This window comes from Pelagerythrobacter marinus (assembly GCF_034375205.1).
In the GTDB taxonomy this organism is placed as follows: domain Bacteria; phylum Pseudomonadota; class Alphaproteobacteria; order Sphingomonadales; family Sphingomonadaceae; genus Pelagerythrobacter; species Pelagerythrobacter marinus.
The window spans coordinates 3,014,181-3,028,663 of sequence record NZ_CP139719.1 but is presented as its reverse complement, the minus strand read 5'-3'; the positions used below and the strand labels follow the sequence as shown (position 1 = coordinate 3,028,663).

Genomic DNA, 14,483 nt, shown 5'->3' with positions numbered 1-14,483 from the left:
CGGGCGGGAGCCTATCGGCCCGCCGGGCGTTGCCCGGGCAGGCATGAAGGAAGACCCGCACAGCATCGGGGACGTCCTCGACGGGATCGAGGACCTCGGCGAACGGCGCGACAAGGTCTGCGTCGGCGACGCGCTGGACGAATTCGGCCGTCGCAGTTTCGGGCCGATCCTGCTGTTCCTGCCGCTGATAGAGCTTTCGCCGATCGGCGGGATTCCCGGCGTGCCGACGTTCCTCGCGGTGATGATCGCGCTGATCGCGGGCCAGCTGCTGTTCGGGCGCGAACATGTCTGGCTGCCCGATTTCGTCGAACGCCGCGCGATCGACGGCGACCGGCTGGCGCGCGGGGCGCACCGGCTGGACAAGGTGGCGGCGACGATCGACGGCTGGTTCCACGGGCGCCTCAGGTGGCTTACCCGCGGCATCTGGCCGCGGGTGGCGGCGCTGGTGGTGGTCCTGCTGTGCTGCGCCGTGCCGCCGCTGGAATTCCTGCCTTTCGCCAGTTCCGCGCCGATGATCGCGATCGCCGCCTTCGGCCTCGCGCTCATGGTGCGCGACGGGCTGCTGATGGTGATCGCCTTCGCCATTTCGACCGGCGCGGTCGCGGTCGTCGCCGGGGTGCTGACCTCGGGCGGCTCGGGCTAGGCGCCGCCGGCGCCCCGTCCGGCCGGAACGGGCGCCGGCCGTTATCTTGCCATTCACCTCGCCGCCCCTACATTGGCAGGCGAAAGGATCACTGTTTCAGCGATGAACGACGATAGGCAGCCCGACGGCCCCGAGAACGGCGGCGGTCCCAACCCCTGGATGAAGAGCCTGATGGTCTGGGGCGGGATCTTCCTCGCGCTGGTCCTGCTCGTCTCGATGTTCGGCAATGCCGGGCAACCGGCGGGCAACGAGATCGGCTATTCCACCTTCCGCGAGAACGTGGAGGCCGGGATGGTCAAGGACGTGACCATCTCGCCCGAGCAGATCACCGGCACGATGAAGAACGGGGAGGCCTTCTCGACCGTCCCGGTCACCAGCGACACGCGCCTGACCGAGCTGCTCGAGGCCAATGGCGTCGAATATACCGGCAGCGCGCCCGAGCGCATGAGCCTGCTGATGGCGATTCTCGTCCAGTCGCTGCCGTTCATCCTGATCCTGGGCATTGCCTTCTTCGCCCTGCGCCAGGTGCAGAAGGGCGGCGGCGGCGGGGCAATGGGCTTCGGCAAGTCCAAGGCCAAGATGCTGACCGAGAAACAGGGCAAGGTCACCTTCGACGACGTGGCCGGGATCGACGAAGCGCGCGAGGAGCTGGAGGAAATCGTCGAGTTCCTCAAGGATCCGCAGCGCTTCTCCAAGCTTGGCGGTCAGATTCCCAAGGGCGCGCTGCTGGTCGGCTCGCCCGGCACCGGCAAGACCCTGCTCGCACGCGCGATCGCGGGCGAGGCGGGCGTGCCCTTCTTCACCATCTCGGGCTCCGACTTCGTCGAGATGTTCGTCGGCGTCGGCGCCAGCCGCGTGCGCGACATGTTCGAACAGGCGAAGAAGAACGCGCCGTGCATCGTCTTCATCGACGAGATCGACGCGGTCGGCCGCCATCGCGGCCACGGCCTCGGCAATTCGAACGACGAGCGCGAACAGACATTGAACCAGCTCCTGGTCGAGATGGACGGGTTCGAGGCGAACGAGGGCATCATCATCATCGCCGCGACCAACCGCCCCGACGTGCTCGACCCCGCGCTGCTGCGCCCCGGCCGGTTCGACCGGCAGGTCGTCGTGCCCGTGCCCGACATCGAGGGGCGCGAGAAGATCCTGGGCGTGCACATGAAGAAAGTGCCGCTGGCGCCCGACGTCAACCCGCGCACGATCGCGCGCGGCACGCCGGGCTTTTCGGGCGCGGACCTCGCCAACCTCGTCAACGAGGCGGCCCTGCTGGCCGCGCGGCGCAACAAGCGCCTCGTCGCGATGCAGGAGTTCGAGGACGCGAAAGACAAGGTCATGATGGGCAGCGAACGCCGTTCAATGGTCATGACCGACGACGAGAAGAAGATGACCGCCTATCACGAGGCGGGCCATGCCCTGGTGTCGCTGAACGAGCCCGCGTCGGACCCGATCCACAAGGCCACGATCATCCCGCGCGGGCGCGCGCTGGGCATGGTCATGCGCCTGCCCGAGCGCGACAACTACTCGTATCACCGCGACAAGATGCACGCCGACCTTGCCGTGGCGATGGGCGGGCGCGTGGCGGAAGAGATCATCTTCGGCCACGACAAGGTGTCGAGCGGCGCATCGTCCGACATCCAGTACGCGACCAAGCTGGCGCGCAACATGGTGACCAAGTGGGGGATGAGCGACAAGCTCGGCCCGCTGCAGTACGAGGAAAGCCAGGAAGGCTATCTCGGCATGGGCCAGACCGCGCGCACGATGGGTTCGGGCGATACCAACAAGCTGATCGATGCCGAGATCCGCAAGCTGGTGGAGGGCGCGCACAAGCGCGCGACCGATATCCTGAAGGAGCAGGAGGACAAGCTCCACCTGCTCGCCCAGGCCATGCTCGAGTACGAGACGCTGACCGGCGACGAGATCAGGGAACTGCTCGACAACGGCAAGATCGACCGCCCGGACGAGCCAAAGGGCCCGGCGGTGCGGCCGGTGACCGGTTCGGCCATTCCCAAGGCGGGCAAGCGTTTCGGGTCCAGCGGCGAGGGCGCCCCCCAGGGCGCCTGAACCGCGCCCCGGCGGCGGCCCGTCAGCCGCCCGCCATCATCGCGATCCCGGTGACGAACAGGCTGATCGCGATCCACGCGAACAGGCTCAGCGCGAGCATCCGCCAGAATGCGCCGAACCGCCCGAGGCCGTAGGCCTCGCGCAGCTGGCGGTACATGTGCCAGGGCGCGTAGAGCAGCACGAGCCCGCCGATCGACGGGTAGCCGAAGAAGAACAGCAGGCTCGACACTGCGGCCAGCGCGATCATGAAGGTGATCGAATAAGTCGCGAAGACCGTGTGGTCGTAGCCGCGGAAGCGCCGGCTGAACGGGAACAGCAGCCAGACGAAGGGCACCGAGAGCGGGATCAGCATCCAGCTGAACTTGTAGGCGTTGGTCTGCAGCTTGTAGATCGTGAGCTGCGGATTGGCCGAAGCCTTTTCCCACGCTTTCGCCACCGCGCTGCCCGAGGGCAGGGGCGTGCGTTCGAAGCCCGAGGCGAAGCGCGTGGCGAAGTCGTTGCCGGGTTCGCCCAGCACCAGCTCCAGCCCGGCCTGATCGTCCTCCAGCGCGGCGATGCGCGTGTCGATCTCGGCCGCGCGCTCGCCTTCGTCGGGCACGGCGGCGCGTTCCTCCTCCAGCTCGGCCAGCCGTTCCGCGTTGGCCGCGTGAACCTCGCGCACCCGTTCCATCCCGGTGACCTCGGTCCCCAGCGCGCTGCCACCGCCGAGCAGGCTGAACGTCGCGTAGCTGAGGAAGACCACGAAGAGGAACAGCGCGATCGGGCTGACGTAGCTCGCCCGGCGCCCGTCGATATATTCGCGCGTCAGCCGCCCCGGCCGCCAGGCGAGCAGCGGCAGCGTGCGCCAGGTCTTGCCCTCGAAATGGAGTACGCCGTGAACGAGGTCGTGGACGAACGCGCTCAGCGTGCGGTGGACGTGGGCGCGCTGGCCGCAGGCATGGCAATGCGATCCGACCAGGCGCGTGCCGCAGTTGAGGCACGCATCCTCGCGGGTATGCCCGCCCGGGCCGGGTGCGGAGCCGGGGGTGGCACCGGCGGCCTTCGCGCCTTCCGCGCGCGGCTCCAGCGCCCGCGCTGCCAGGCCGCCGGTGGCCATGTCGGCCACGCTTTCCCCGATGTCTCCCGCCATGGCGCCGTTCTACGGCGCGATCGGCCGGGCGGCAATGGCCGTGACAGCGCGCGCGGGCGCGTTTACCGTGCCCGGCGCATAGCAGGGAGGGGATCGGGCAGGCCGCGCCGGCGGCAGGCCCCGGGGCAAATGGGCAGGCACGTTCATCGGCGGCGATCCCTGCGCGCGGCGGCCGCGCCCCTCGGCGCCTGCCTGCTCGCCCTCGCCGCGCCAGCGCAGGCCCGGGAAGCAGAACGCGAGGCGCCCGCCGCCCTTGCGCCACCCGCGCCCCTGCCGACCGCCCCGGCCATGCCCGCGGAGGCCGGCACCCCCTCGCCCGAAGCGCCCGCCGCGGCCGCTGCCCCGGCGGAGAGGATCGAGGTGCGCGCGGTCTGGTCGCAGTTCGCCGATCTCCCGCTGGCCGGCGATGCCGACGCGGTGCTGCGCCACGGCGGCAAGGTCGATGCCCATGTCGCGATCGCGGGCGATGCCTTCGGGGCGGAGGGCGGCTGGACGCTGAACCTGCACCCCGAACTGCGCTATGGCCGCAGCGCCAACGGCGCGCTGGGCCTGATACCGTCGAACACGGCGCTCTATTATCCCGACAGCGAGGGGACGGCCTTCGATCTCTCGATCGACGTCACCCGGCGCTGGGACAGCGGCGCCAGCCTGACGGTGGGCAAGATCAACGTGCTCGACCTCGCCGCCGACCTGCCGATCGTGGGCGGGGGCGGGCACGAGGGGTTCCAGAACCTCGCGCTGGCCCTGCCGCCCAGCGCGATCGTGCCCGGTTCGCTGACCGGGGCGATGCTCAGCGTGCCGACCGACAAGGCGCTGCTGCGCCTCTGGGTCTTCGATCCCGAGCTGCAATCGCAGCGCAGCGGGCTGGAAAGCCCCTTCGCCGACGGGGTCGGCTTCCTCGGCTCGGTCACGGTCCCGGCCAGGCTGGGCGGGCGGCGCGGATACTATGCCGTCAAGCTGGCCGGTTCGACGCGCGACAGCATTGCCGACGATGCCCTGCCCGCCGTGCTCGTGCCCCCGCCCGGCGCGCCCTTCGGCGGCCGCCGGGGCGAAATCAGCGCCGTGATCGCGGCCTACCAGTACATCGCCGAATACCCGGAGCACCCGGGCGCGGGGATCGGCCTGTTCGGCCAGGTCTATCTGTCCAACGGCGACCCGACGTTCCTCGACCGCAGCGGCTTCATCGGCATTGCCGGGAACCCGCGCACGCGCCCGCGCGACCGGTTCGGGCTGACCTATTTCCGCTATTCGCTGACCGACCGGCTCGTCTCCGCCCTCGCGGGCCGGGTCGCGCTGGAAGACGAGGAGGGGGTGGAGGCGTTCTACACCTTGGCGCTGGCCGACCGGCTGCGCCTGACGATCGATCTCCAGGCGGTCGACCCGGCGATCTCCGCGCGCGACCTGGGCGTGATCGGGAGCCTGCGGCTGACGACTAGCTTCTGAGCTGCCAGTCGATTGCGCCGCGGCCCTGCGCCTCGAGGAAGGCATTGGCCCGGCTGAACGGGCGCGAGCCGAAGAAGCCGCGATGGGCCGACAGCGGGCTGGGATGCGGCGAGCGCAGGACGAGGTGGCGCTGCGTGCCGGCGAGGTCGGGTATCCGCGCGGCCTTGGCCTGGGCGTGGCTGCCCCAGAGGATGAACGCGCTCGGTTCCGGCCGCGCCGCGACCGCCGCGACGCAGGCGTCGGTGATCGCTTCCCACCCCTTGCCCGCGTGGCTGCCGGCGCGCCCGGCCTCCACCGTCAGGGCATTGTTGAGCAGCAGGACCCCTTGCCGCGCCCAGGCGCTGAGATCGCCGTGGCCGGGCCGCGGCAGGCCGAGATCGCTTTCCAGTTCCTTGTAGATGTTGAGCAGGCTCGGCGGAACGCGGACCCCCTGGGGCACGGCGAAGCACAGGCCCATCGCCTGCCCCGGCCCGTGATAGGGGTCCTGCCCCAGGATCACCACGCGCACCCGGTCGAGCGGGGTCAGGTCGAGCGCGGCAAGGCGCGTGCCGCGCGGCGGGTAGATCGTGCGCCCGGCCGCTTCCTCGGCCTGCAGCCAGCCGCCCAGCCGCCGTGCCTCGGGCGCGGAAAGCACCGGCTCCAGCGCCGCCTGCCAGCTCTCGGGGATTGCCTCGCTCATCGCGCGCGACGATAGGGCCGGTCGCCGCCGCCCGCCAGCAGCCCTTCCCCTCAATCCCCAATCGGCCTAAGGGCGGGCCATATGGCAGTGCATTTTCACGAAGAAGACCTGCCCGAAGGCGTTCTCGCGCCCGGGCCGGTCGCCGTCGATACCGAGACGATGGGTCTCGTCACCCCCCGCGACCGGCTGTGCCTGGTGCAGATCAGCGACGGCGGGGGCGACGAACACCTCGTGCGCTTCGCGGTCGGCAGCCGGTTCGACGCGCCCAACCTCAAGGCCGTGCTCGCCGATCCCGCGCGCCTCAAGCTGTTCCATTTCGCCCGGTTCGACCTGGCGGCGATCGAATATTACCTCGGCGTCACCGCCGCCCCGGTGTTCTGCACCAAGATCGCGAGCAAGCTGACCCGGACCTACACCGATCGCCACGGCCTGAAGAACCTCGTCCAGGAACTGCTCGGCGGCGAGATTTCCAAGGCGCAGCAGAGCTCCGACTGGGGGGCGGAAGAGATCAACGATGCGCAGCGCGACTATGCCGCGTCCGACGTGCGCTTCCTCCACCGCCTGCACGAGGTCTTCGTCGAGCGGCTCGCGCGCGAGGGGCGCAGCGAAATGGCGCAGGCCTGTTTCGATTTCCTGCCCACCCGCGCCCGGCTGGACCTTGCAGGATGGGCCGAACAGGACATATTCAGCCATGCCTAGGGGGCGCAGCGGCAGGCCCGGTCGATGGTTATCAAGCGACGCATAGAAACCCGCGAAGCGGCGCAGCTGCGCAGCAAGCGCCAGCATTTCGCCGCGCCCGGCGGCTCGCACGACCGGCTGGTCGGGTTTCTCGCCCGGGCCCTGCCGATGGGTGTCGGCGTGGTCGCGGCGCTGATGGTGATCACCCCGCTCAGCCCGCGCGGCGAAGTCAGCTTCCTGCTCGATCGCAACAAGGTCGCGATGATCGACGAGCGGCTGCGGGTCGACAACGCGATGTACCGCGGCCAGGACGACCGCGGCCGCCCGTTCTCGCTGACCGCGGGGGAGGCGGTCCAGCGTTCCAGCGCGGAAGGGGTGGTGCGGATGAACGACCTCGTCGCGCGCCTCGCGATGACCGAGGGGCCCGCGCGGCTGACCGCGCAGGCCGGAGCCTACGACATCAGCGCGGACCTGGTGACCGTGTTCGGCCCGGTCCGGCTGACCGCGGCCGACGGTTACCGCATGGTCGCGCGCGGGGTTTCTGTCGATCTCGCGGCCAAGCGCATGGTCGGCACCGGCGGGATCGAGGGGGCAATCCCGGCCGGCACGTTCTCCTCCGACCGGCTCGAGGCCGACCTGGAGGCCCGCACGGTGGCGCTTGACGGCAATGCCCGCTTGCGCATGGTTCCCGGTGAATTGAGGATTCCCTGATGACTTCGCACCTTTCCACTGCATCGCGCCGGTCCACCGTGTCGCGTTGGGGCCTTGGCGGCTTCGTCGGCGCCCTGGCGATCTTCGCCGGCATCCAGGCGGGCGCGCAGGCGATCGCCGGGCACAATTCGAACGCGCCGGTGAACTATGCCGCCGACCGGATCGAGCTGCAGGACCGGCAGAACCGCGTCGTCCTGTCGGGCAACGTCGATATCACCCAGGCCGGGCTGCGCGTGCGCGCGGCGCGCACGCTGGTCAATTACTCCGATGCCGGGACGCTCAGGATCCAGCGCATCACCGCGACCGGCGGGGTGCGGGTGACGCGCGGCAGCGAATCGGCGACCGGCGACGTCGCGGTTTACGATTTCAACCGCCGCATCATCACGATGGCAGGCAACGTCCGCCTGCGGCGCGGCAGCGACACGCTGAACGGCGGCCGCCTGGTGATCGATCTCGCCAGCGGGGTTTCCAGCGTGGACGGCAGCGCGGCCGGCTCTTCCGGGGTGACCGGGCAGACCCGCGGTTCGGAGGGGCGTGTGTCGGGCACGTTCCAGGTGCCGGAGAACTAGCCGCCGTCAGCGGCGCGCCGCGTGGCGGGCGATCTCCGCCAGCCCCTGCGCCAGCAGCAGCTCGGCCGACTGGCTGTTGGCCAGCAGCGCGCGGTGGAGCGCGACGACCTTCGCCACCAGCCGGTCGAGGTCGCGCCCGCGCCAGCGCTGGAGCTGGGCGGCGATGTCGCGTTCTTCCTTCCAGAAGATGCCCAGCCGCGCCTTGGCCCCGCGGTCGAGGTCGCCCAGCCGCCGCCCGCCCAGGGTCGCGGCAAGCCGGGCGAGCTGCGCCGCGCGCCGCTCTATCGCCAGCAGCACGCCGACCGGGTTCAGCGAGAGCGTTCGCATGCGCTGGATCTCTGCCGGGATCTTGCGCACCTCGCCCCCCAGCACGGCGTTGACGAGCGCGGCGAAGCCGTCTTCCTCGGTGGTCGCGCCGATCGCCTCCAGCGCCTCGGCATCGGCGTTGCGCGGGGCGGCGGGCGAGGCATCGAGATAGAGCGCCAGCTTCTCCACCTCCGAACGCGCCAGCCGCACGTCGAGCCCGGCGGCGCGTGCGATCCGTTCGGCGATGTCGCCGTTGAGCCGCAGCCCGGCGGCATCGGCCATCGTCCGCACGCTGGCGGTGACCGAGGGCAGGTCCGGCGGCCAGAACATCGCCACCAGCGCATCGTCGCGCTTCTCCAGAAGCTTGGCCGTGCGCGACTTGTCGGTGGCGGAAGTGGCGACGATCAGGACCGGGCAGGCATCGCCGGTGCCCTGGACCAGGTTGGCGACGGCATCGTGCGCCTCGTCGCCGGTGGCGCGCACGTAGATATGGCGCGCGCCGCCGAACAGCGAGCTGGATCGGGCCTCGTCGCCCAGCAGGACCGGGTCCTTGCGCAGGGCCGCGCCGGCCAGCTCGACCCGCTCGCCCGGGTCGTCGAGCAGTTCCACGATGCGGTCGGCGGCGGCCGAGGCGCCGGCCTCGTCCGGGCCGCAGAAGAAGAACACCCGGCACTGCCGCGCCGCCCGCTGCGCGGCGCCGGCGAAATCGCGCTGGGTCGCCTTCACCGGCCCTGCTGGCGCAAGGTCAGCGAAAGCTGGGTGACGATGCGCTCGGCCACTTCCTGCGCCAGGTTTTCCAGCGCGGTCTGTTCGGCCGCGATGGTTGCATACTCGCTGGAGACGACGTCGATCCCCGCGTCGGAACCGGCCGTGGCGTCGAGCAGGATCGTCCCGTCCGCCGTGTCGACCAGCTGGTAGCGCGCGCGCAGCGTGCGCCGTTCGCGGCCGACCGTGTCGTCGCTCAGCACGCCGAGCCCTTCGAGCTGGTCGTCGAGCCGCACGTCGAGCCGATAGCGCGGGCTTTCCGCCCCGGCCGCGCCCAGCCGGTCGCGCAGCGCGTTGCGCACCAGCCATCCCGCGCGCCCCTCGATCGGGGGGACGTCCACCGCCGCCAGGCCGCGCGCGACCGTGCCGCTGCCCCCGCCGGCGTACATCGGCTGCAGCCCGCAGCCGGCCAGCGCGAGGAGCGCCGCGGCAAGGGCGGCGGGGCGGATCATGTAACGATGTTCACCAGCCGGTCGGGCACCACGATCACCTTGCGCACGCTTGCTCCGTCGATCGAACGCTGCACTTTCTCGCTGGCGAGGGCAAGCGTCTCCAGCTCCTCTTTCGGCAGCCCCTTGGCGACCGTCAGCGTATCGCGCAGCTTGCCCTTGTGCTGGACGGCGATGGTCACTTCGTCCTCCACCAGCAGGGCCGGGTCGAAGGCGGGCCAGGGCGCGTCGGCGACCAGCCCCTCGCCCCCGATCGCGGCCCAGCCTTCTTCGGCCAGGTGCGGCATCATCGGGCTGGAAAGCAGCAGGATCGTGCGGATCGCCTCGCTGCGCGTGGCCGAGGGTTCGGCCTTCTCGATCGCGCCGGCCAGTTCGTAAAGGCGCGCCACGGCCTTGTTGAACGAAAGCGATTCGATGTCCTCGGCCACGGCGGCGATCGTCTGGTGGGTCTTGCGCAGCAGCGCCTTGTCCTCGCCCGCGGCATCGCGTTCGTGCTGGCCGAACAGGCGCCAGAGGCGCTGGACGAAGCGCCAGCAACCCTCGATCCCCGCTTCGGACCACGGCAGGTCGCGTTCGGGCGGGCTGTCCGACAGCATGAACCAGCGGACCGCGTCGGCGCCGTATTTCGCGATGATCTCGTCCGGGTCGACGGTGTTCTTCTTCGACTTGGACATCTTGATCACGCGGCCGATCGACACTTCGCCCCCGTCGGCCTTCGACAGGGCGCGATCGGCCTCGCGGCTGATCTCGTCCGGCGCGTAATAGACGGTCTTGCCGCCTTCCTCGCGGCTGTACGTCTCGTGCGTGACCATGCCCTGCGTGAACAGGCTGGCGAACGGTTCGGCGAAGTCGAGATGGCCCATGCGCTGCAGCGCGCGGGTCCAGAACCGGGCATAGAGCAGATGCAGGATCGCGTGCTCGATCCCCCCGATGTACTGTTCCACCGGCAGCCACGCGGCCACTTCCTCGCGGTCGAAGGGCCGGTCTGCCGGCTGGCTGGCGAAGCGCAGGAAATACCAGCTCGAATCGACGAAAGTGTCGAGCGTGTCGGTCTCCCGCTCCGCCTTGCCGCCGCATTTCGGGCAATCGACGTGCTTCCAGGTCGGGTGCCGCACCAGCGGGTTGCCCGGGGTCTGGAAATCGACGTCTTCGGGCAGGGTGATCGGCAGGCTGTCCTTGGGCGCGGGCACGACGCCGCAGGTCGGGCAATGGATGAAGGGGATCGGCGTGCCCCAGTACCGCTGGCGCGACACGCCCCAGTCGCGCAGGCGCCAGACGGTCTTGCCCTCGCCGCGCCCTTCGCCCTCGATCCGGCGGATCACCTCGCGCTTCGCGCTTTCGACGTCCATCCCGTCGAGGAAGCCGGAATTGACGATCACGCCTTCGCCCGACTCGGCCTCGCCGTCGAAGGGCTTGCCGGCATCTTCCACGCTCGGGGCGACGACGCGCGGGATCGGCAGATCGTACTTGGTCGCGAACTCGAAATCGCGCTGGTCGTGGCCGGGCACGGCCATGATCGCGCCGGTGCCGTAATCCATCAGCACGAAATTGGCGATGAAGACGGGCAGGTTCTCGCCGGTGAACGGGTGCCGGGCGCCGATCCCGGTGTCGAAGCCGAGCTTCTCCGCCGTTTCCAGCTCCGCCGCGGTCGTCCCGCCGCGCTTGCAGCGTTCGATGAACTTCGCCGCGTCGCAATTCTGCGCGGCGACCGCCTGGGCCAGCGGGTGATCGGGCGCGACGGCGACGAACGTCGCGCCGAAGATCGTGTCGGGCCTGGTGGTATAGACGGGCAGCGTCTCGCCGTTCGACAGGTCGAAGGCGAACTGCAGCCCGCGCGATTTGCCGATCCAGTTTTCCTGCATCAGGCGGACTTTCTCGGGCCAGTCGTCGAGCTTGCCGAGCCCTTCGAGCAGATCCTCGGCAAAGTCGGTGATCTTCAGGAACCACTGGTTGAGCTTGCGCTTCTCCACCTCGGCGCCCGAGCGCCAGCCCTTGCCGTCGATTACCTGCTCGTTGGCGAGCACGGTCATGTCGACCGGGTCCCAGTTTACCTCGCTCTCCTTGCGATAGACGAGGCCGGCTTCGTAGAGATCGATGAACAGCGCCTGCTCGTGGCCGTAATACTCGGGATCGCAGGTAGCGACCTCGCGGCTCCAGTCGAGCGCGAAGCCGATCCGCCTGAGCTGCGCCTTCATGTTGGCGATATTGTCGCGCGTCCAGCCGCCGGGGTGGACGCCCTTTTCCATCGCCGCGTTTTCCGCCGGCATTCCGAAGGCGTCCCAACCCATCGGGTGGAGCACCTCGTGCCCGGTCATCCGCTTGTAGCGCGCCAGGACGTCGCCCATCGTGTAATTGCGCACGTGGCCGATATGGATGCGCCCCGAAGGATAGGGAAACATCTCGAGCACGTAGCTCTTCGGCTTGTCGGACTGGCTGTCGGCTTCGAAGCAGCGGGCTTCGTCCCACGCGCGCTGCCAGCGCGCATCGGCTTCGGCGGGATTGAAACGGTTATCGGTCATCGCACGCCCTGTTAGGCGATTTGCGCGCTATTGGAAGGCGCGAGTTGCAGGCGGGATCGGCCCCCAAAGGGCCTGCGCGGCGGCAGCTCGCCGGCGGGCTGCCGGCGGGGGCCGGCGATCAGCTGACCGTCTGGCGGCGCAGGTCGCGCGCCTTGGTCAGGATGATGCTTTCCAGTTTCTGCACGGTCGCGGCCTGGACCGGGGCATCGACCCAGGCGCCGCCGCGGTTGACCTGGCGGCTGGCGGCGACGCGCACCGCGTCGGCCCGCAGGTCCTGGTCGAGGATCGAGACGGTCAGCTTGACCCGCTCGGCCGGGTTGTCGGGGTTGGCATACCAGTCGGTCACGATCACCCCGCCGGCGCTGTCGGCCTGGAGCAGGGGCGCGAAGCTGACCGTTTCCAGCGCCGCGCGCCAGAGATAGGAATTGACGCCGATCGTCGTCACCTGGCTGGCGGCGAGATCGGCCGCCGGGCGGTCGCGACCGCCGCAGGCGGCGAGGCCCGCGAGGGCCAGCGTCGCGAGAAGGGCGCGGGATGCGGTCGGTGAAAAGCGGGTGACGTTCATGATGATCCGGTGATGTCCTGTCGCTATGCTCGTCGGCCTCTATAACCCCCCGCGCGCGGGCGGCAAGCGCAGCGTGGCAAACGCTGCCGGTGCGCCCGGTTGGCCTTCCCGCGCTTGAACAACGCCTTAATCGCCGGCCGGGCCTGTGTGCCCGGCGCAACAGTCGCCGCGCATTCGCGCGCGGCGGCTTGTGGAAAAGCTGGCCAAAGCGCGCATTTGCACCTAGTTTGGCGACCGAGTGGAGAGCGATTCCCACTCCTGGCAGCGGGGCACGCAGCGAGCAGACAGGAACCGTTCAGGCGCAGGCGCGTCTGGATAGACGGGGAAAGGGCTGGAAGAAGGTTATGGCACGGCCAGGCAACAAGACGGGCAAGGGCGGGTTCGCACCCGTGCTGCTGTCGGCTGCCTGCCTGGCGCTGGCGATGCCCTCGGCCGGGATGGCGCTTGCCGGGATCGATGCCGGCGATGCCTTCGCCGATCCGGCCCGCATCGCCCCGTTCACCCCCGCCTCGGTCGATCCCGAACTGGCGCAGCGGGTCGCCGCGCGCGGCCAGGCGCTGCGCTTCACGCCGGCCGGCCCGGCGCGGCCGCTCGACCGCACGGTCACCGTGGCGGTCCGCGTGGACGGCGAAACCGCGCGCGCCATCTCGTTCCGTTCGGCGCTCGCCGCCGCCTCGGGTGAACCGGGCAAGGCCCCGGCGCTGGCCGCCACGCGCTACAACCTCGGCATTGCCCGCGGGTACCAGAGCTTCGCCAAGACGCCCGCCCTCCCGGCCGGCGTGCGCGAGATGGACGTGCCCGACCTTGCCACGTTCAAGCCTTCCGAAGGGGTGAAGGACAAGCCGGCCCGCCTGCAGCCGCGCATCTCGTTCGAACGCGATCGCGCGCTCGGCCGCTCGCCGCGCACGCTCGAGGGGATGAGCGACCAGTCGGTGGACCTCGGCGGCGCCTACCGGGTGACGCGCAACCTCGACGTGACCGCCGGCGTGCGCCTGTCGCAGGATCGCAACCGGCTCGCCCCGCTGACCGACATGGAAGACGACAGCCAGGCCGTCTACGTCGGCACCCAGTTCCGCTTCTGACGCGCCGCCCGCGCGGCCGCGCGCAGGCACGGCACGATCCGCCCCGCCCGAATGCTTCGCGGCGGGGTTTTTCGTTGTATCTGGGCGCGCGGGGCATAAACTCCGCCCGGCAGGCGCGGCATCGGGGGCGCCTTTTGACGGGAGAATCCTTCGCATGGCACGGGTTGCAATCGTTACCGGCGGAACGCGCGGCATCGGCGAGGCGATCAGCCTGGCGCTGAAGGCCCAGGGCCGCACCGTCGTCGCCAGCTATGCCGGCAACGAGGAAAAGGCGCGGCGCTTTTCCAACGCCCACGGCATCCCCGCCTACAAGTGGGACGTGGGCGACCACGAGGCGTGCCTGGACGGGTGCCGGCGGGTCGAGGCCGAAGTGGGCGAGATCGACATCGTGGTGAACAACGCGGGGATCACCCGCGACGGCACCTTGCACAAGATGACCTTCGACGACTGGAACGAGGTCATGCGGATCAACCTCGGCGGCTGTTTCAACATGGCCAAGGCTTGCTTTCCCGGCATGCGCGAGCGCGGCTGGGGCCGGATCGTCAACATCGGTTCGATCAACGGCCAGGCGGGCCAGTACGGCCAGGTCAACTACGCCGCGGCCAAGAGCGGCATCCACGGCTTCACCAAGGCGCTGGCGCAGGAAGGCGCGCGGTTCGGGGTGACGGTGAACGCGATCGCGCCCGGCTATGTCGATACCGACATGGTCGCCGCCGTCCCCGCGCCGGTGCTGGAGAAGATCGTCGCGAAGATCCCCGTCGGGCGGCTGGGCCAGGCGGAGGAGATCGCGCGCGGCGTGGCCTTCCTGACCAGCGAGGATGGCGGCTTCGTCACCGGCTCGACGATGAGCATCAACGGCGGCCAGCACATGTACTGACCGG

Annotated in this window: 14 protein-coding genes; 8 read left to right on the top strand and 6 right to left on the bottom strand. The window is 70.1% G+C overall.

The genetic code is table 11. The annotated features are described in order from the left end of the window. The first annotated feature begins 43 nt into the window (after positions 1–43). Together T8T98_RS14795 and ftsH are read left to right on the top strand one after the other, a co-directional pair. Positions 44–643, top strand: coding sequence for an exopolysaccharide biosynthesis protein (locus T8T98_RS14795; RefSeq protein ID WP_251104648.1), 600 nt, complete (start codon positions 44–46; stop codon positions 641–643). Between the two features lie 102 nt (positions 644–745). Next, on the top strand, positions 746–2,707 hold the full coding sequence (ftsH, locus tag T8T98_RS14790; protein ID WP_160733554.1) for an ATP-dependent zinc metalloprotease FtsH: 1,962 nt from the start codon (positions 746–748) through the stop codon (positions 2,705–2,707). Positions 2,708–2,729: 22 nt separating this feature from the next. On the opposite strand, the gene T8T98_RS14785 is transcribed toward ftsH, so the two are convergent. Then, complete coding sequence (locus T8T98_RS14785; RefSeq protein WP_251104649.1) at positions 2,730–3,836, bottom strand: DUF3667 domain-containing protein; 1,107 nt, start codon at positions 3,834–3,836, stop codon at positions 2,730–2,732. A 288-nt stretch (positions 3,837–4,124) separates the two neighbouring features. On the opposite strand from T8T98_RS14785, the gene T8T98_RS14780 reads away from it, so the two are divergent. After that, entirely contained in the window at positions 4,125–5,279 is a 1,155-nt protein-coding gene (locus T8T98_RS14780) for a carbohydrate porin (RefSeq protein WP_251104650.1), read from the top strand. Here T8T98_RS14780 and ung read toward each other — a convergent pair. Continuing rightward, on the bottom strand, positions 5,269–5,958 hold the full coding sequence (gene ung, locus T8T98_RS14775; RefSeq protein ID WP_251104651.1) for a uracil-DNA glycosylase: 690 nt from the start codon (positions 5,956–5,958) through the stop codon (positions 5,269–5,271). The two genes, T8T98_RS14780 and ung, sit on opposite strands and share 11 nt — an antisense overlap. 81 nt (positions 5,959–6,039) lie before the next feature. Between ung and T8T98_RS14770 the strand changes: the two genes are divergently transcribed. The 3 genes from T8T98_RS14770 to T8T98_RS14760 are packed head-to-tail and all read left to right on the top strand — an operon-like array spanning position 6,040 to position 7,916. Beyond that, positions 6,040–6,657, top strand: a complete 618-nt coding sequence (locus tag T8T98_RS14770; RefSeq protein ID WP_251104652.1) for a ribonuclease D — start codon at positions 6,040–6,042, stop codon at positions 6,655–6,657. Between the two features lie 24 nt (positions 6,658–6,681). Next, entirely contained in the window at positions 6,682–7,347 is a 666-nt protein-coding gene (locus T8T98_RS14765) for an LPS export ABC transporter periplasmic protein LptC (protein WP_251104653.1), read from the top strand. Then, complete coding sequence (locus T8T98_RS14760) at positions 7,347–7,916, top strand: LptA/OstA family protein (protein WP_251104654.1); 570 nt, start codon at positions 7,347–7,349, stop codon at positions 7,914–7,916. The genes T8T98_RS14765 and T8T98_RS14760 overlap by 1 nt, the downstream gene beginning before the upstream one ends. A 6-nt stretch (positions 7,917–7,922) precedes the next feature. Here T8T98_RS14760 and holA read toward each other — a convergent pair whose 3' ends face one another. From holA to T8T98_RS14740, 4 genes are all read right to left on the bottom strand, one after another. Further along, on the bottom strand, positions 7,923–8,948 hold the full coding sequence (gene holA, locus T8T98_RS14755) for a DNA polymerase III subunit delta (RefSeq protein WP_251104655.1): 1,026 nt from the start codon (positions 8,946–8,948) through the stop codon (positions 7,923–7,925). After that, positions 8,945–9,439, bottom strand: a complete 495-nt coding sequence (gene lptE / locus T8T98_RS14750) for an LPS assembly lipoprotein LptE (protein WP_251104656.1) — start codon at positions 9,437–9,439, stop codon at positions 8,945–8,947. Before lptE ends, holA begins: the two co-directional genes overlap by 4 nt. After that, a complete protein-coding gene (leuS, locus tag T8T98_RS14745; RefSeq protein WP_251104657.1) occupies positions 9,436–11,955 on the bottom strand; it encodes a leucine--tRNA ligase in 2,520 nt (839 codons plus the stop codon). Before leuS ends, lptE begins: the two co-directional genes overlap by 4 nt. Positions 11,956–12,073: 118 nt before the next feature. After that, positions 12,074–12,520 carry a DUF3576 domain-containing protein gene (locus tag T8T98_RS14740; protein ID WP_160733564.1) on the bottom strand — a complete coding sequence of 149 codons (447 nt, stop codon included), beginning with the start codon at positions 12,518–12,520 and terminating at the stop codon, positions 12,074–12,076. Between the two features lie 344 nt (positions 12,521–12,864). On the opposite strand from T8T98_RS14740, the gene T8T98_RS14735 reads away from it, so the two are divergent. Both T8T98_RS14735 and phbB read left to right on the top strand, forming a co-directional pair. Continuing rightward, the gene (locus T8T98_RS14735; RefSeq protein WP_251104658.1) at positions 12,865–13,602 is read left to right on the top strand and encodes a hypothetical protein; all 738 of its coding nucleotides are present in this window, start codon (positions 12,865–12,867) and stop codon (positions 13,600–13,602) included. A gap of 154 nt (positions 13,603–13,756) precedes the next feature. After that, positions 13,757–14,479 carry an acetoacetyl-CoA reductase gene (gene phbB / locus T8T98_RS14730; protein ID WP_251104659.1) on the top strand — a complete coding sequence of 241 codons (723 nt, stop codon included), beginning with the start codon at positions 13,757–13,759 and terminating at the stop codon, positions 14,477–14,479. Positions 14,480–14,483 lie beyond the last annotated feature (4 nt).